Source organism: Billgrantia antri (genome assembly GCF_017868935.1).
In the GTDB taxonomy this organism is placed as follows: domain Bacteria; phylum Pseudomonadota; class Gammaproteobacteria; order Pseudomonadales; family Halomonadaceae; genus Halomonas; species Halomonas antri.
Genome location: NZ_CP053383.1, coordinates 3,986,081 through 4,002,344, shown reverse-complemented (window position 1 = coordinate 4,002,344; position 16,264 = coordinate 3,986,081). Strand labels below are relative to the sequence as shown.

Genomic DNA, 16,264 nt, shown 5'->3' with positions numbered 1-16,264 from the left:
TCAAAGGTGTAGTTATGCAGCGTTCAGTGACAGAGTTTCTCCGTCCGCGCGATATCAAGGTCGAAGAGATCAGCGCGCATCACGCGAAGATCGTGCTCGAGCCGTTCGAGCGTGGCTTTGGCCATACCCTGGGCAATGCGCTGCGTCGCATTCTGCTCTCGTCCATGCCCGGCTGCGCCGTGGTGGAAGTCGAGATCTCGGGTGTCGAGCATGAGTACAGCGCGATCGAGGGTGTTCAGGAAGACGTCATCGAGATTCTTCTGAACCTCAAGGACGTAGCCATCCGCATGCACAGTCGCGACGAGGCGGTGCTCTCGCTGAACAAGCAGGGCCCGGCCGTGGTGACCGCGGGTGACATCGTCCTCGACCACGACGTCGAGATCGTCAATCCGGACCACGTCATCGCCCACGTCAACGAGGGCGCCGAGCTCAAGATGCAGCTGAAGATCGCTCGCGGTCGCGGCTACGAGCCGGCGGATGCCCGTGTGGGCGCGGATGATGAATCGCGCGCCATCGGCCGCCTGCAGCTGGATGCCACCTTCAGCCCCGTGCGCCGCGTCTCGTATGCCGTCGATGCCGCGCGTGTCGAGCAGCGTACCGATCTCGACAAGCTGATCATCGACCTGGAGACCGACGGCACCCTGGACCCCGAGGAGGCGATCCGTCGCAGCGCGACCATCCTGCAGGAGCAGCTGGCTGCGTTCGTCGACCTGGAAGCCGACAAGGAACAGGAGGTCGTGGAGGAAGAGGATCACGTCGATCCGATCCTGCTGCGTCCCGTAGACGATCTCGAGTTGACCGTCCGCAGTGCCAACTGCCTGAAGGCCGAGAATATCTACTACATCGGCGATCTGATCCAGCGCACCGAAGTCGAGCTGCTGAAGACGCCGAACCTCGGCAAGAAGTCGTTGAACGAAATCAAGGACGTGTTGGCTGCGCGCGGTCTTTCCCTTGGCATGCGGCTGGAGAACTGGCCGCCGGCGAGCCTGAAGGACGACAAGGCCTCCGCGTGAGCGTCGACTCGAGTCCCAGTTTGGTAAGGAATCACAACCATGCGTCATCGTAAGAGTGGTCGTCACCTGAATCGTACCAGCTCGCATCGCCAGGCCATGTTCAAGAACATGAGCGTGTCGCTGATCGAGCACGAAGTGATCAAGACAACCCTGCCCAAGGCCAAGGAGCTGCGTCGCGTCATCGAGCCGCTGATCACCCTGGCCAAGCAGGACAGCGTCGCCAATCGCCGTCTGGCCTTCAGCCGCACCCGCTCGAAGGAAGCGGTCGGCAAGCTCTTCAACGAGCTGGGTCCGCGTTACGCCGAGCGTCCGGGCGGTTACGTCCGTATCCTCAAGTGCGGTTTCCGCACCGGCGACAACGCCCCCATGGCCTTCGTCGAACTCGTCGACCGTCCGGTCGTCGAGGAGGCCGAGGAAGCCGCCGCCGAGGAGTGATTCCCGGCAGCGGGCCCGGCCCGGCAATGCTGTAGCAATACGAAAAACCCGGCTTCTCGCGAAGCCGGGTTTTTTTGGCTGGTCTGTCAGTTGCGGCTTGCCCGGCGCCGCTGACCGTCATATGGCTATTTGGATGTCGCCAGCTCGGCCTGTTGGCTCCTGGCCCGCTCCAGCAGTGGCTTGAGGAAGCGACCGGTGTGCGAGACTTCCATCTCGGCCACCTGCTCGGGGGTACCCTCGGCGATGATGCGACCGCCGCCGGAGCCGCCCTCGGGACCCAGGTCGACGATCCAGTCGGCGGTCTTGATCACGTCGAGGTTGTGCTCGATCACCACGATGGTGTTGCCGTGGTCACGCAGGCGGTGGAGCACGGCGAGCAGCTGGCGGATGTCCTCGAAGTGCAGCCCGGTGGTCGGTTCGTCGAGGATATAGAGCGTCTTGCCGGTGTCGCGCTTGGCCAGCTCGCGGGCCAGCTTTACGCGCTGTGCCTCGCCGCCGGAAAGCGTGGTGGCACTCTGGCCCAGGCGGATGTAGGAGAGGCCCACGTCGAGCAGGGTCTGCAAGCGGCGTGCGATGGCCGGTACCGGGCTGAAGAACTCCAGCGCTTCTTCCACGGTCATTTCGAGCACCTCGTCGATGCTCTTGCCCTTGTATTCGATCTCCAGCGTCTCGCGGTTGTAGCGCTTGCCTTTGCACACGTCGCAGGGCACGTAGATGTCGGGCAGGAAATGCATCTCGACCTTGATCATGCCCTCGCCCTGGCACGCTTCGCAGCGCCCGCCCTTGACGTTGAACGAGAAGCGGCCCGGCTTGTAGCCGCGTGAGCGCGCCTCCTGAGTGCCGGCGAAGAGTTCGCGGATCGGTGTGAAAATGCCGGTGTAGGTCGCCGGGTTGGAGCGTGGCGTACGCCCGATGGGACTCTGGTCGATGTCGATCACCTTGTCGAGCTGATCGAGCCCTTCGATGGTGTCGTAGGGCGCCGGTGTCAGGGTCGTGGCGTGATTGAGTTCACGTGCGGCGATGGGCATCAGCGTCGAGTTGATCAGGGTCGACTTGCCTGAGCCGGAGACCCCGGTGACGCAGATGAACAGTCCCAGCGGTAGGCCAAGGGTGACGGCGTGAAGGTTGTTGCCGCGCGCCCCGGTGAGTACGAGGCGTTTCTCGGGGTTGCCGGGGATGCGCCACTTGGGCACCTCGATGCGGCGCTTGCCCGACAGGTACTGGCCAGTCAGCGAGTCATGGCTGGCCATGACCTGCTCCGGGGTGCCCTGGGCGACGATCCTGCCGCCGTGCACGCCGGCGCCGGGGCCGATGTCGAGCACATGGTCGGCGGCGCGAATGGCATCCTCGTCGTGCTCGACCACGATCACGGTATTGCCTAGGTCACGCAGGTGGATCAGGGTCTTGAGCAGGCGGTCGTTGTCGCGCTGGTGCAAGCCGATGGAGGGTTCGTCGAGGATGTACATGACCCCGACCAGGCCGGCGCCGATCTGGCTCGCCAGGCGAATGCGCTGGGCCTCGCCGCCGGAAAGGGTCTCGGCGCTGCGTTCGAGGTTGAGGTAGTCGAGGCCGACGTTGACCAGGAACTCCAGGCGGGCATGAATCTCGTTGATCACTTTCTGGGCGATCTCGCCCTTGCGTCCGGGCAGGGTCAGGCGCTGGAAATAATCCCACGCCTCGCCGATCGGCAGCTGCACGATCTGCGGCAGCGTATGATCGTCGACGAAGACGTGACGCGCCTCCTTGCGCAGTCGTGAGCCGTGGCAGGTAGGGCAGGGACGGTCGGCGATGTAGCGGGCCAGCTCCTCGCGTACCATGCTCGACTCGGTCTCGCGGTAGCGTCGCTGCATGTTGGGCAGCACGCCCTCGAAGGGGTGCTCGCGGGTCACGCGACGGCCGCGGTCGTTGACGTAGCTGAAGGCGACCTCGTCGTCACCGCTGCCGTATAGGACGATGTCCTTCTCGTGCCGGGCGAGCTCCTGCCACGGCGTCTCCAGAGTGAAGCGGTAGTGGTCGGCGACGGCCTGCAACTGGCTGAAGTAATAAATGCTACGCCGGTCCCAGCCCTTGATGACGCCTTCGGCCAGCGACAGCTCCGGGTGGCTGATCAGCTTGTCGGGGTCGAAGACCTGCTGCACCCCGAGACCGTCGCAGGTGGGGCAGGCGCCGGCGGGGTTGTTGAACGAGAACATGCGTGGCTCGAGCTCGGCAATGGCATAGCCGCACACAGGACAGGCAAAGCGCGCCGAGAAGGTGATGTCCTCGGCCTCGCCGTCCATGAAGTGCACCACGGCAATGCCGTCGGCCAGATTGAGGGCGGTCTCGAACGATTCGGCCAAGCGCTGAGCCAGTCCTTCACGCACCTTGATGCGATCGACCACGACGCTGATGTCGTGCTTCTTGTTCTTGTCCAGCGGGGCGATATCGTCGAGCTCCAGTGCCTGGCCGTCGACCATCACACGGACGAAACCCTGGGCGCGCAGCTCGGCGAGCAGCTGCAGGTGCTCGCCCTTGCGGCCCTTGACCACGGGGGCCAGCAGCATCAGCTTGCTGCCCTCGGGCAGCGCCAACACCTGGTCGACCATCTGTGAGATGGTGCTGGCCTCGAGCTCCTCGCCGTGTTCGGGGCAGCGCGGCGTGCCGGCGCGAGCGAACAGCAGGCGCAGATAGTCGTAGATTTCGGTGATGGTGCCGACCGTGGAGCGCGGGTTGTGTGACGTGGACTTCTGCTCGATGGAGATCGCCGGCGACAGCCCCTCGATATGATCGACGTCGGGTTTCTCCATCATCGACAGGAACTGACGCGCGTAGGTGGAGAGCGACTCCACATAGCGGCGCTGGCCCTCGGCATAGAGGGTATCGAAGGCCAGCGACGACTTTCCCGAGCCCGAAAGCCCGGTGACCACGATCAGGCTGTCGCGGGGCAGCTCGACGTCGATCTGCTTGAGGTTGTGGGTGCGCGCACCCCTGACCACGATCCTGTCCATTCCCACCTCATGGCACTGGGCAAAACCTCGATTATACGCCTGCGGTCGACTACGCGCCAAAGCGCCGCTGGTCGAGGCGTTTCCTGTGGGGGCCGGAGTCGTTAGAATAGTCGGTCCATCAAAAGGGCTCCGGCCCGCCCATCATGGAATCTACTGATCCCCTATGCGCAAGCTCTCTGGACTGCTGCTAGCCTCCGAACGGCGCGCCATTACCGGCCTGGCCGGCCTGTATGCCACGCGCATGCTGGGACTGTTCATGGTGTTGCCGGTGCTGGCGCTGTACGCTGACGAGCTGGCCGGCGCCACGCCGCTGCTGGTTGGCCTGGCGCTGGGCGTCTACGGTCTCACCCAGGCGATCCTGCAGATCCCCTTCGGCCTGCTTTCCGACCGCCTCGGGCGCAAGCCTGTCATTGCTACCGGTTTGCTACTGTTTCTCGTCGGCAGCGTGGTGGCCGCAGCCGCAGACTCCATCAGCGCCGTCATCCTCGGACGCTGCCTGCAGGGCAGTGGCGCCGTGGCCGCTGCGATCATGGCGCTGCTTGCCGATCAGACCCGCGAGCAGGTGCGCACCGCCGCCATGGCCACCATCGGCCTTTCGATAGGCGTGGCATTCGCCGTGGCCATGGTGCTGGGGCCGTGGCTGGCGGCGGCCTTTGGCCTGGCCTCTGTGTTCTGGTTCACCGCCGGCCTGGCCGTGCTAGGTCTGGCGGTGCTGTGGAAGCTAGTGCCGCCGGCGCCGCGCCGGCTGCGTCACCGCGACGTGGGTATCGACCGTGGTCAGTTGACGGAGATCTTCACGCGTGCCGACCTGTGGCGTCTCGATCTATCGATCTTCTCCTTGCACCTGGTGCTGATGGCGATCTTCGTTGCCGTGCCGTTCCGCCTGGTCGAATCGGGCATCGCGGCGGAGCGTCACGGCTTGACCTATCTCGCCATCATGACGCTGGCATTCGCTGCCATGGTGCCGCTGGTGGTGGTGGCCGAGAAGCGCCAGCGCATGAAGGGGATGAGCCTTACGGCGATCGCGGCCATCGTCGTCAGCCTGGCCGGGTTGGCCGCTTTTGAAGGCCGCTGGGCGCTGTTCGGCTGGCTGCTGTTGTTCTTCATCGCCTTCAACCTGCTCGAGGCCATGCTCCCGTCGATGCTCAGCAAGCTGGCACCGGCCGGGGCCAAGGGCACGGCGATGGGCGTCTACTCGACCAGCCAGTTTCTCGGCGCCTTTCTCGGCGGTGTGCTGGGGGGCTTGCTGGCCCAGCAGTGGGGGCTGCCGGCGGTGTTCGTCGGCAGTGCCGCCCTGGCCGCGCTGTGGTGGCTATTGATGCTGGGCATGCCGGCCCCACCGCATCTGTCGAGCGAGGTGGTGGCCTTGGATGACGAACACCAGGAGGACACGCTCGATACGTTGATGGCGAGCTTTGCCGACGTGGCCGGGGTCGAGGACGTTCTGGTCGTGCCGGAGGAGCGAGTCGCGTATCTTAAGGTGGATCGGCGTCGCCTCGACGAGGATGCCCTGGCGCGCCTGATTCGCTCGAACCGCCACGGCGGTTAGCCTGCTCGCCAGGCATCGGCCCGCAGGGCCGCACCATTACAATGCACCTGTTCACTATAGAGGGAGTCCAGCATGGCCCGTGGCGTCAACAAGGTCATTCTCATCGGTAACCTGGGGCAGGACCCCGAGGTCCGTTTCATGCCTTCCGGTAGTCCCGTTGCCAATCTGCGCGTCGCGACGACCGATACCTGGACCGACAAGCAGAGCGGTCAACGTCAGGAGCGTACCGAGTGGCACTCGGTGGTACTGTTCAACCGCTTGGCCGAGATTGCCCAGCAGTACCTTAAGAAAGGCTCGCGGGTCTACCTCGAGGGGCGCCTGCAGACGCGTAAATGGCAGGGGCAGGACGGTCAGGACCGCTACACCACTGAGATCGTCTGTAACGACATGCAGATGCTCGATTCGCGTAGTGGCGACTTTGGCGGCCAGGCCGGGGCGGGCATGCCGCAGCAGCAAAGCGGTGGCTACGGTGCGCCTCAGGGTGCGCCCATGGCACAGCAGCAGGGCGGTTATGGCGCTCCGCCGCAGGGGGGCTACGGTAACGCGCCGCAGCAGGGCGGCTATGGCGGTGGCCAGCCGCAGCAGCGTCCGGCGCCGGGCGGCCAGCCTCAGCAGGGCGGCCAGAAGCAGAACAACTACGGTGCGCCCGATCCGGGCAGCTTCGACGATTTCGACGACGAGATTCCGTTCTGATCTCGCCCGATCGAAGCCGCCGGAGGCGATAGCGTGAAGCTGTTGATACTGGATGCCGGTCATTGCCTCAACCTGGCGCTGGCCAGATTGGTGCATCGGCGTAGCGATACCGAGCTCGTCATCGAGTCCGGCTTGCATATCGATGCGGCGAGACTGCGCGAGCTGGAACCGATGGCGGTAATCGTGCCGCCACTTTCGGCACCCATGGAGATCGAGCCCGCCGCCGTGGTGGCCCACGGCAAGGGGGTCGATGCCTGCCTGGCGGCGTGCCGCGAGACCGGTACGCCGTTGGTGTGGTGCGTTTCCGATCAGCTCTATCAGGATGGCTTCGAGACACCCATCGACGAGCACGTGATACCCGCACCACGGGACGAGAGCCTCAGGCGGCTGATCGCCATCGGCGACCGTATCCGCCAAAGCCACCCGCGGCACTTGATCGTGCGGCTGGGGCCTCTGTTCGCCCTGGAGGGTGGGCACGCCTGGCTCAGTGGCGTGATAGACAGCCTGGTGACCGGCGAGGAGGTCCGCGCCGCCCAGGACGTGATTTTCTGCCCTACCTCGGCCGATGCCGTGGCCATGGCGCTGGTCGGGATGTTGCACCAGCTCGCATGCGGTTCCAGTGCCTGGGGGGCCTACCATCTGGCGGGAACGGAGCCGGTCAGCGCCTACACGTTCACCTCCATGGTGCGCACCCAGCTCTCGACTCGCCTGGAGGGACTGGGTGAGCAGGTGACGCTGGGCGAGGTCAAGGCGCTCAAGCATCATCATGACCAGCCGCTGCGACGGGTGCTCAACTGCCGGCGCGTGCTCGAGGCTTTCGGGGTGCATCAGAAGCCGTGGCGGCTGGAGGTAGGTCGCCTGCTCGATGAGTGGTGCCAGGCGCGCCGTGCCACCCTGCTCGATGAAGAGGGCCGCACTCCGTCATGAATGTGTTGCGCAGCCTGCTGTTCTATGTCGGCTATTTCCTTGCCATCTTCGTCTTCGGCGCACTGTTGCTTCCCGTCGCGCCCCTGCTCGCCTTGCCGGCACGTTATCGCCTGCTCAATCTCTACAACCATTTCATTACTGCCTGGTTTTGCTGGACCTGCGGGGTGACCTACCGGGTGAGTGGCAGGGAGCACCTGCCGCAGGGCCCCTGCGTGATCCTGGCGAACCACCAGTGCGAATGGGAAACCATCTTCCTGCAGATCCTCAAGCCGCCGGTATGCACGGTGCTCAAGCAGGAGCTGCTACGTATTCCGGTGTTCGGCTGGGGACTCAGGCTGTTGCACCCCATTGCCCTGGACCGTTCGAAGCCGGCGCGGGCGATGAAGCAGGTGCTGACGCAAGGCGTGGTGCGGCTGCAGGAAGGGCTGTCGGTATTGATCTTTCCCGAGGGCACCCGGGTGGATCCGGGCCAGCGACGGCGCTACAACAAGAGCGGTGCCGTCATTGCCTGCCGTGCCGGTGTACCGGTGCTGCCGGTAGCACACAATGCCGGCGAACGCTGGCCGGGGCGCCATTGGGTGAAAAACCCGGGGGTGCTCAACGTGGTGGTGGGCGAGCCGATCGAGACGGCAGGGCGCACGCCGGAGGAAGTGCTGATCGAAGTGGAGGCGTGGATCGAGTCTCGGCTGGCCGAAATCTCCGAAGTGCCGCGTCCGCTAACGACAAAGCCCGCGGTGGATGCCGGTAACGGCTGACCGGACCTAGTCAGACGCAGAAAAGGCGCCCGTGGGCGCCTTTTGCATCTGGCGTGGCGGCTGCGGCTCTAGTCGCGGTAGCGCTGCAGTACCAGGCAGGCATTGGTGCCGCCGAAGCCGAAGCTGTTGGAGAGGATGCGATCGAGGCTGGCGCCCTCGCGCATGCGAGTGACGATATCGAAGCCGGCAGCCTGGTCGTCGAGCTCCTCGACGTTGGCCGAGGCGGCGATGAAGTCGTGCTCCATCATCAGCAGCGAATAGATCGTCTCCTGCACGCCGGTGGCGCCCAGCGAGTGGCCGGTCAGCGACTTGGTGGAGCTCATCGGCGGCGTGGTGTCGCCGAACACCTCGCGGATCGCCTTCAGCTCGGCGACGTCGCCCACCGGGGTGGAGGTGCCATGGGTGTTGATATAGTCGATCTTGCCGTCGACCGTGGCCATGGCCTGACGCATGCAGCGCACGGCACCTTCGCCGGAAGGGGCGACCATGTCGTGGCCATCGGAGGTGGCGCCGTAACCGACCAGTTCGGCATAGATCTTCGCCCCGCGCGCCTTGGCGTGCTCGAGCTCCTCGAGCACCAGCATGCCGCCGCCGCCAGCAATGACGAAACCGTCGCGCGCCTTGTCGTAGGGGCGCGAGGCCTTGTCGGGAGTGTCGTTGTATTGGGTCGTCAAGGCACCCATGGCGTCGAACAGGCAAGACAGGGTCCAATGCTCCTCTTCGCCGCCGCCGGCGAAGACGATGTCCTGCTTACCCATCTGGATCTGCTCCATGGCATTGCCGATACAGTGCGCGGACGTCGCACAGGCGGAGGAGATCGAGTAGTTGACGCCCTTGATCTTGAAGGGTGTGGCCAGGCACGCGGAGACGGTGCTGCCCATGGTGCGAGTGACCCGGTAGGGACCGACCCGACGCAGGCCCTTCTCGCGCATCACGTCGGCGGCCTCGACCTGGTTGGCACTGGAGGCGCCGCCGGAGCCGGCGATGAGCCCGGTGCGTTCGCTCGACACCTGCTCGGGGCTCAGGCCGGAATCCTCGATGGCCTGGGCCATGCTCACATAGGCATAGGCCGCCGCGTCGCCCATGAAACGACGCAGCTTGCGATCGATCAGCGCGTCGAGATCGATGTCGACGGTACCGGCGACCTGGCTGCGAAAGCCGCGCTCGGCGTACTCCTCCTTGAAGCGAATACCCGAGCGCCCGCTCCGGAGCGCCTCGACGACCGTTTGCGCATCGTTGCCCAAGCAGGACACGATGCCCAGGCCGGTGACTACCACTCGTCGCATGGGAGCCTCCTGTTTCAGAAATTCGCGGTAGAGGTGAACAGGCCGACCCGCAGGTCGTTGGCCTGATAGATGTCGCGGCCATCCACCGATACGGTGCCATCGGCAATACCCAGGATCAGACGCCGGGTAATGATGCGCTTGACATTAATGTGATAGGTGACTTTGCTGGCTTCGGGCAGGATCTGGCCAGTGAACTTCACCTCGCCGCAGCCCAACGCGCGGCCACGGCCCGGGTGGCCGAGCCAGCCCAGGTAGAAGCCCACCAGTTGCCACATGGCATCGAGCCCCAGGCAGCCGGGCATTACCGGATCACCGGGGAAGTGGCAGTCGAAGAACCACAGGTCGGGGTGAATGTCGAGCTCGGCGATCAGTTCGCCCTTGTTGAACTGGCCGCCCTCTTCATGGATACGCGTGATGCGGTCCAGCATCAGCATGTTGGGTGCCGGCAGTTGGGCGTTGCCGGGGCCGAAGAGCTCGCCGCGGCTGCACGCCAGCAGTTCTTCGCGTTCGAAAGAGTGTTGCTTGGTCACTGAGTCGTTCCGAGTCGCAGTTGTAGTGGGCCCTCCCGCGTGCGGTGCGGAGGCAGGATGGCACAGGCGCCAACCCGCCGGGCGGCCCTGCCTAGTCTAATGGCCGAGGGCCCCGATTGCACGCCGGGCATGACGCAACGCCCGGCAGCGATTAAAGTGTCAGCGCCAAGTGTCGATACTCTAGGTAGGGTCGATGCACAGCATGGGCGCAACTTTCCTTTTACATCCGTCATCTCGGGACCTCTCATGCGGCCATCCTTCGCATTGAACCGCCCCACGATCTGGGCTGCCATGGTGGCGCTGCCGGCCTGTATCTGGCTGCCCAGTCCTGGCTTGCGGGTGGCCGCTGTGCTCATCGTCGTGGCCGGGCTGGCAATCGCCTGGCGCCAGATCAAGCGTGATCGACAGCACGCCGATCTGATGCAGCAGGCGCTGATGCTCTCCGAGGAGGGCGTGCAGATCACCGATGCCGAGAACCGTATCCTCTCCGTCAACCCGGCCTTTACCCGGATTACCGGCTTTACCGAGGAGGAAGTGCGGGGGCTCAATGCGGCCAACCTGGCCGCGGCACGTCACGATCCGGCGTTCTTCAAACGCTTCTGGCAGACCCTGCACAGCAAGGGCCGTTGGGAGGGGGAAATCTGGAACCGGCGCAAACAGGGCGACGAGTTCCCCGAATGGCTGCGGGTCAAGGCGGTCGCCAACGCACGCGGACACATCACCCACTACGTCGGCACCTTCACCGATATCTCGGTGCACAAGGCGCGTGAGCAGGACCTGCGGCGCATCGGCTTCGAGGATCCTCTCACCGGGTTGCCCAATCGCCGCCGCCTGCACGATCTGATGACCTCGCGATTGCGTCATCTGCGCGCCGGAGAGAGCCTCGACATGGCGATCATCGACATCGACGGCTTCAAGTCGGTCAACGACAGTCTCGGGGTGGAGCAGGGCGACCGGCTGCTGGCGCGCTTCGGCCAGCGACTGGCCCGCCATGTGGCCGGCGGCGTGGTGGGACGCCTGGGCGGCGACGAATTTCTGGTCATCCGTACCACCACCTTCGACGATCATGACCACTGGGTTGCCGGACTGCGCCAGTACCTGGGCGAGCCCTTCGAGCTGGGCAGCAAGACGTTGCGCCTGGGGCTCTCCATCGGTAGCTGCCGCGCCCCCGAGGACGGCAAGGACTCCGGCGTTCTGTTCCAGCGCCTGGAGTCGGCACTCTACTCGGCCAAACGGCACGGGCGTAACGTCAGCCAGCGCTTCCGCCCGGCACTCGACGTACAGAACTCGCCGCACATGGCGCTGGTCTATGGCCTGCGCGACGCCTTGGCCAACGGCGATCAGCTCGAGCTGCACTACCAGACCCAGCATCGCATCATGGATGGCGCCGTGGTCGGCATGGAAGCGCTGCTGCGTTGGCGGCATCCCGAGCATGGCATGGTATCGCCGGCCGATTTCATCCCGCTGGCCGAGCGTCACGGGCTGATGGGCTCGCTCGGCAACTGGGTCATCGACGAGGCGCTGGCACAGATGGCGCGATGGCATGAGCTGGGCCTGCCCCAACTGCCCGTGTGGATCAACATCTCGGCGATCCAGATGTTTCAGGGGGAGCTGGAGACGGCGCTCTCGGCAGGGCTGGCGAGGCACGGCATCGAGCCGGCCCAGCTCGGTCTGGAGCTGACCGAATCGGTACTTCTCGACGAGCGCGCCGGGGACATCGTGCCTCGGTTGGAGGCGCTGCGCGCCAAGGGGCATCGTATCGCCATCGATGACTTCGGCATGGGCTATTCGTCGCTCAGCTACCTCAAGAATCTACCGCTGGATAAGCTCAAGCTCGACCGCGCCTTCATCCGCTCACTGCCCGACGACCCCGCCGATGCCGCTATCGTCAGCGCCGTGCTGGCCATGGCAAGGGGGCTGGGGCTGGACGTGGTGGCGGAGGGCGTGGAAACCCAGGGCCAGCTCGACTTCCTGCAGCAGGCCGGCTGTCGGCTGGTTCAGGGCTTCCTCTATGCGCGTCCGGGGCCCGCCGAAGCGATCGAGGCCCAGTGGCAGGCGCTGACCTCGGAATCATCGGGGCTGGTCATGCGCGTCGAGCCATCGGCCTGACAGGCTGCGCATCGTCGGTGAGCAAGCCCATGATGTAGCGCTCAGGTGGGCGGCGGCAGGGCCTTGAAGGCATCCAGGGCCCTGAGGCGTGCCGCTTTGTGCTCGACGATGGGCGGCGGGTAGCCGACATTGGCTCGCTGGGTATCGCTGGGTGCATGACGGTCGCGTGGTGACAGCGCGGCCAGCTCGGGCACGTGCGCGGCGATGAAACGGCCATCCGCATCGAAGCGATGGGACTGGGTAGTGGGATTGAAGATTCGAAAATAGGGTGCCGCATCGGTACCGGTGGAGGCGGCCCACTGCCAGCCGCCGTTGTTGGCGCAGAACTCGCCGTCCACCAGGTGGTGCATGAAGAACGCTTCTCCGCGCCGCCAGTCGATCAGCAGATGCTTGCTCAGGAACATCGCTGCGATCATACGCAGCCGATTGTGCATCCAGCCGGTGTGGACCAACTGGCGCATGGCGGCGTCGACGATGGGGTAGCCTGTGCGCCCTTCGCACCAGGCCTTGAAGCCTGCTTCGTCGTCGCGCCAGGCAAGCGCCTCGGTATGCGTCTGGAAGGCGCGGTGACGACACACCTGGGGAAAGCCCGTCGCCACGTGCTGGTAGAACTCGCGCCAGACTAGCTCGTTGACCCAGGCGGTGAGGCCGGCATCGCCCTCGGCCAGACTGCCGTCGTTCTCGGCCAGCGCGGCTTGCAGGCACTGGCGGTGCGAGATCATGCCGAGTGCCAGGTAGGGCGAGAGCTCGCTGGTGCCGGCGATGGCGGGAAAGTCGCGCTGGCTTGCGTAGCGGCGCGCGCGAAAGCGTAGAAAGCGCTCCAGGCGGTCGGCAGCGGCGGCCTCGCCGGCAGGCCAACGGCTTGCATCAAGCGGCGCGTCTGCGAGCCGGGTCGGGGGTGGGACAGCGGGACGGGGAGCACCGGAGGACGGCTTCTGCACAGGGGGTGTCTCGCGCAACGCCAGGCGTTCTGGCGTCAACTGGCGATGCCAGGCGCGGGAAAAGGGGGTGAAGACGCTGTAGTACCCTCCTTTGCCCGTCAACAGCTCGCCCGGGGCGAAGGCCACGCTGTCGTGATGGCCGACTGCAGACAGACCCTCTTCCCGAAAGGCCTCGACCACGGCCGCATCGCGGCGCTGCTCGTCGAGGGGATACTCGCAATTGAAGTGCACGGCCCCGGCGCCGACCTCGCGAGCGATCTGCAGCAGCGCGGCAGGCGATTCGCCGAACGCGGAAATGTCGCGATGCAGCAGGGGAATGTTGAGGCCGGCCAGGGCGTCGGCCAGGGCGGCCACGCCGCGCTGCCAGAAGTCGAGCTTGTTGGCGCCATGCCCGTGACGCTGCCAGTGAGGGACGCTGCGCAGGAACACGGCCACGACCGGACCGTTGCAGGCGGCGGCGGCAAGTGCCGTATTGTCGTGAATGCGCAGGTCGCTGCGAAACCACATCAGGGAGCAGGTCATGATCGGCTGCCTGGGGACGGGCTCAGTGTTCGAGGATCAACGGTCGCATGCGCGCCATGGCCAGCGGCAGATCGTCGCCCAGCAGTTCCACCAGGCTATCGGCCAGATCGCCGCTGCGAATACGGGCAACCGGCCCGCACAAGCCGAGGGGGGCGTCGAGTTGCTCGGCCAGGCGTGGAAGCTGGCGCCGGATCAGGTCGGCCCGCTCGGCGCGCCCGCTGACCAGGACCAGCGCGGCGGCATGCAGGCGTTCAACCGCCAGTGGCAGTTCGCCGAAGGGCAGTGCGCTATCCATCAACTGTACCCGGTAACCGGCATCGCTCGCGGCGAGTGCCGCCAACAGCAGCCACAGGGTGCCGGGATCGTCGGGCAGCGGTGCGATCAGCAGTACGGGGCCCTTGGCCAAGTGGTTGGCATGGTAGAGGCGGATGCCGATACGGGTGCGCAGGAACGACTCCAGGCAGCGGCGCTGCAGGGCGGCGCCGAGCTGATCGACCCAGTGCTCCTCGAGTTCGCGAAACACCGGTTGCCACAGCTCCGCCAGACAGGTTGACACGGGATAGAGGGCCAGGCTCTGTGCGTAGAGCGTTTCCATCTGGCCCTGGTCGAGAGCCTCGATGGCCGCCAACAACTGACGCCGTTGGCTGGGCCAGTCGCCGGAGGCCGGCTCGGCCGCCGGTATGGGTTGCGGCTGGTCGATGAGCTCCTTGACCTGGCTGACCGGCACGCCACGGCTAAGCCACTGCAGGATGCGCTCGACCCGCTCGATATCCTCGCGAGCGTAGAGGCGATGTCCCTTGGGGGTGCGCTTGGGGCGGATCAGGCCGTAGCGGCGCTCCCAGGCGCGCAGGGTAACCGAGTTGACCCCGGTAAGGCGTGACACCTCGCGGATCGGATAGAGCGGTGTGTCGGCCGGATGGGCCCCCTTCTCGGTCATGCTCGCCTGCCTCTTGTGTTGTCTGGGCCTGGTGGCAACGGTGTCCCGGCTGTTGCCGAGGCTCGCTGCCAAGGAATATTGTACGCTAAACGGGCGGTGTACAACTGATGGAGGTCACGGTCAAGTCGACAAGGCCTCCCCTGCCTGCTCCGCGACCACGGCGGCCAGGGCATCGATGAAAGCAGGGTGTTCGCCCACGGGGGGCAGCAGCCTCAGCTCGATGTCGGGATGGGATGACCTCAGCGCCTCGACCTGAGCCGGGACGTCCTTGCGCAGATGGCGCCCGGCGGCGAAGAACAGGGGCAGGATATCGGCGCGCCGAAGGCCTGCCGAAGCGAGCTCGGCCACGCTGCTTTCCAGCGAGGGTTCGCTAAGCTCCATGTAGGCTAGCTTGAGCGGGACCTGCATGCGAGTGGCCAAGGATGCGTGGAAATGCTCGAAAGGGGCACGCCAGGCGGGATCGCTGGAGCCATGGGCGAGCAGAATCAGACTGTAGGTCATGGCGATCTCCGAACACGAAGTGTAGCGGCCGGCGGGCTGCACCGTTGAACCGGCCGGTTGCCGCCAGCATAGCAGAGATGTACAACGATTGTATAACGAAAGGCGCAGCGGGTGAGGGCGCCTGCGACGCGGGAGGGAATCTGATATGCGAGTCTTGGTGACCGGCGGCAGTGGCTTCGTTGGCCAGCGCCTGTGCCTGCGCCTGAAGGAGGCGGGGCACCGGCTGCAGGTGGTTTCCCGCGATCCGGCATCCGCTCGACGCAAGCTACCGGAAGGGACCGACGTGCGACGCTCGGTGCTCGATTTCGTCGATTCCCCGCCGCATGCCATCGTCAATCTGGCCGGGGAGCCGATCGCCGCCAAGCGCTGGAGCGACGAGCAGAAAAACCGGCTGATCGATTCCCGGGTCAACGTGACTCGCGATCTGGTGATCCTCTGTGAGCAGCTCGAGCAGGCCAGCGGGCAGGCACCGCATGTCATGGTGTCGGGTTCGGCGATGGGATTCTATGGCGATCAGGGAAGCCGGGAGGTCACCGAGCAGACCCCCCCCCACGATGAATTCGCCCATCGCCTGTGCAAGCGCTGGGAGGACGCCGCGCTCGAGGCGACTGACTTCGGGACCCGGGTGGCGTTGTTGCGTACCGGCCTGGTGCTGGATACGGGAGGCGGCAGCTTGGCCAAGATGCTGCCGCCATTCAAGCTGGGGCTGGGAGGGCGCTTTGGCGACGGGCGACAGTACATGCCGTGGATCCACCGCGAGGATCTGGTGCGCAGCATCCTGTTCCTGCTCGAGCGCGACGACCTCGATGGGCCGTTCAACGGCAGCGCGCCGCATCCGGTCACCAACGCCGAGTTCACCCGCGTGCTGGCCCGGCAGCTCAACCGCCCTGCCGTCATGCCTGTACCGGCGGTCGTACTGGAGGCCGCTTTCGGCGAGATGGCACGCCTGCTGTTGACCGGGGCCGACATGCGCCCGGCGCGCCTGCTCGAGGCCGGCTTCACGTTTCGGTATCCGACGCTGGAGCAGGCGCTGGCCGACATCCTCGAGAAGCGCTGATCTCGGCCTTCTGCACACGGCG

General features: G+C 65.5%; 14 protein-coding genes. 8 read left to right on the top strand and 6 right to left on the bottom strand.

The features are described from left to right. Positions 1-14 precede the first annotated feature (14 nt). Complete coding sequence (locus tag HNO53_RS18525; RefSeq protein ID WP_209474188.1) at positions 15-1,013, top strand: DNA-directed RNA polymerase subunit alpha; 999 nt, start codon at positions 15-17, stop codon at positions 1,011-1,013. A 39-nt stretch (positions 1,014-1,052) separates the two neighbouring features. Beyond that, the gene (gene rplQ / locus HNO53_RS18520; RefSeq protein ID WP_149328154.1) at positions 1,053-1,448 is read left to right on the top strand and encodes a 50S ribosomal protein L17; all 396 of its coding nucleotides are present in this window, start codon (positions 1,053-1,055) and stop codon (positions 1,446-1,448) included. Positions 1,449-1,573: 125 nt separating this feature from the next. Here rplQ and uvrA read toward each other — a convergent pair whose 3' ends face one another. Continuing rightward, a complete protein-coding gene (gene uvrA, locus HNO53_RS18515; protein ID WP_209474187.1) occupies positions 1,574-4,435 on the bottom strand; it encodes an excinuclease ABC subunit UvrA in 2,862 nt (953 codons plus the stop codon). Between the two features lie 163 nt (positions 4,436-4,598). Between uvrA and HNO53_RS18510 the strand changes: the two genes are divergently transcribed. From HNO53_RS18510 to HNO53_RS18495, 4 genes are all read left to right on the top strand, one after another. Then, on the top strand, positions 4,599-5,984 hold the full coding sequence (locus HNO53_RS18510; RefSeq protein WP_209474185.1) for an MFS transporter: 1,386 nt from the start codon (positions 4,599-4,601) through the stop codon (positions 5,982-5,984). A gap of 72 nt (positions 5,985-6,056) precedes the next feature. After that, the gene (gene ssb / locus HNO53_RS18505; protein WP_209474183.1) at positions 6,057-6,677 is read left to right on the top strand and encodes a single-stranded DNA-binding protein; all 621 of its coding nucleotides are present in this window, start codon (positions 6,057-6,059) and stop codon (positions 6,675-6,677) included. A 33-nt stretch (positions 6,678-6,710) separates the two neighbouring features. Next, positions 6,711-7,604 (top strand): sugar nucleotide-binding protein, encoded by an 894-nt coding sequence (locus HNO53_RS18500; protein ID WP_209474181.1) that lies wholly within the window; start codon positions 6,711-6,713, stop codon positions 7,602-7,604. Continuing rightward, positions 7,601-8,359, top strand: coding sequence for a lysophospholipid acyltransferase family protein (locus tag HNO53_RS18495; protein WP_209474179.1), 759 nt, complete (start codon positions 7,601-7,603; stop codon positions 8,357-8,359). The genes HNO53_RS18500 and HNO53_RS18495 overlap by 4 nt, the downstream gene beginning before the upstream one ends. A gap of 68 nt (positions 8,360-8,427) precedes the next feature. Here the strand turns inward: HNO53_RS18495 and fabB are convergent, their stop codons facing one another. Together fabB and fabA are read right to left on the bottom strand one after the other, a co-directional pair. Beyond that, positions 8,428-9,645 (bottom strand): beta-ketoacyl-ACP synthase I, encoded by a 1,218-nt coding sequence (fabB, locus tag HNO53_RS18490; RefSeq protein WP_209474177.1) that lies wholly within the window; start codon positions 9,643-9,645, stop codon positions 8,428-8,430. Between the two features lie 14 nt (positions 9,646-9,659). After that, a complete protein-coding gene (fabA, locus tag HNO53_RS18485; RefSeq protein WP_209474175.1) occupies positions 9,660-10,175 on the bottom strand; it encodes a 3-hydroxyacyl-[acyl-carrier-protein] dehydratase FabA in 516 nt (171 codons plus the stop codon). Between the two features lie 246 nt (positions 10,176-10,421). Between fabA and HNO53_RS18480 the strand changes: the two genes are divergently transcribed. Further along, positions 10,422-12,284 (top strand): putative bifunctional diguanylate cyclase/phosphodiesterase, encoded by a 1,863-nt coding sequence (locus tag HNO53_RS18480; protein WP_209474173.1) that lies wholly within the window; start codon positions 10,422-10,424, stop codon positions 12,282-12,284. A 41-nt stretch (positions 12,285-12,325) separates the two neighbouring features. On the opposite strand, the gene phrB is transcribed toward HNO53_RS18480, so the two are convergent. The 3 genes from phrB to HNO53_RS18465 form a co-directional block, all read right to left on the bottom strand. Then, the gene (gene phrB, locus HNO53_RS18475; protein WP_209474171.1) at positions 12,326-13,747 is read right to left on the bottom strand and encodes a deoxyribodipyrimidine photo-lyase; all 1,422 of its coding nucleotides are present in this window, start codon (positions 13,745-13,747) and stop codon (positions 12,326-12,328) included. Positions 13,748-13,769: 22 nt separating this feature from the next. After that, on the bottom strand, positions 13,770-14,684 hold the full coding sequence (locus tag HNO53_RS18470; protein ID WP_209474169.1) for a MerR family transcriptional regulator: 915 nt from the start codon (positions 14,682-14,684) through the stop codon (positions 13,770-13,772). Positions 14,685-14,804: 120 nt separating this feature from the next. Then, positions 14,805-15,185, bottom strand: a complete 381-nt coding sequence (locus HNO53_RS18465; protein WP_209474167.1) for a sirohydrochlorin chelatase — start codon at positions 15,183-15,185, stop codon at positions 14,805-14,807. 145 nt (positions 15,186-15,330) lie between these two features. On the opposite strand from HNO53_RS18465, the gene HNO53_RS18460 reads away from it, so the two are divergent. Next, on the top strand, positions 15,331-16,242 hold the full coding sequence (locus HNO53_RS18460; protein ID WP_209474165.1) for a TIGR01777 family oxidoreductase: 912 nt from the start codon (positions 15,331-15,333) through the stop codon (positions 16,240-16,242). The last annotated feature ends 22 nt before the right edge of the window (positions 16,243-16,264 follow it).

Excerpts from the sequence above, each read along its gene's own strand:
- HNO53_RS18460 (WP_209474165.1), top strand. The coding sequence starts at position 15,331 with ATGCGAGTCTTGGTGACCGGCGGCAGTGGCTTCGTTGGCCAGCGCCTG.
- ssb (WP_209474183.1), top strand. The coding sequence starts at position 6,057 with ATGGCCCGTGGCGTCAACAAGGTCATTCTCATCGGTAACCTGGGGCAG.
- HNO53_RS18480 (WP_209474173.1), top strand. The coding sequence starts at position 10,422 with ATGCGGCCATCCTTCGCATTGAACCGCCCCACGATCTGGGCTGCCATG.
- rplQ (WP_149328154.1), top strand. The coding sequence starts at position 1,053 with ATGCGTCATCGTAAGAGTGGTCGTCACCTGAATCGTACCAGCTCGCAT.
- phrB (WP_209474171.1), bottom strand. The coding sequence starts at position 13,747 with ATGACCTGCTCCCTGATGTGGTTTCGCAGCGACCTGCGCATTCACGAC.
- HNO53_RS18470 (WP_209474169.1), bottom strand. The coding sequence starts at position 14,684 with ATGACCGAGAAGGGGGCCCATCCGGCCGACACACCGCTCTATCCGATC.
- uvrA (WP_209474187.1), bottom strand. The coding sequence starts at position 4,435 with ATGGACAGGATCGTGGTCAGGGGTGCGCGCACCCACAACCTCAAGCAG.
- fabB (WP_209474177.1), bottom strand. The coding sequence starts at position 9,645 with ATGCGACGAGTGGTAGTCACCGGCCTGGGCATCGTGTCCTGCTTGGGC.
- HNO53_RS18495 (WP_209474179.1), top strand. The coding sequence starts at position 7,601 with ATGAATGTGTTGCGCAGCCTGCTGTTCTATGTCGGCTATTTCCTTGCC.
- HNO53_RS18525 (WP_209474188.1), top strand. The coding sequence starts at position 15 with ATGCAGCGTTCAGTGACAGAGTTTCTCCGTCCGCGCGATATCAAGGTC.
- HNO53_RS18465 (WP_209474167.1), bottom strand. The coding sequence starts at position 15,185 with ATGACCTACAGTCTGATTCTGCTCGCCCATGGCTCCAGCGATCCCGCC.
- HNO53_RS18510 (WP_209474185.1), top strand. The coding sequence starts at position 4,599 with ATGCGCAAGCTCTCTGGACTGCTGCTAGCCTCCGAACGGCGCGCCATT.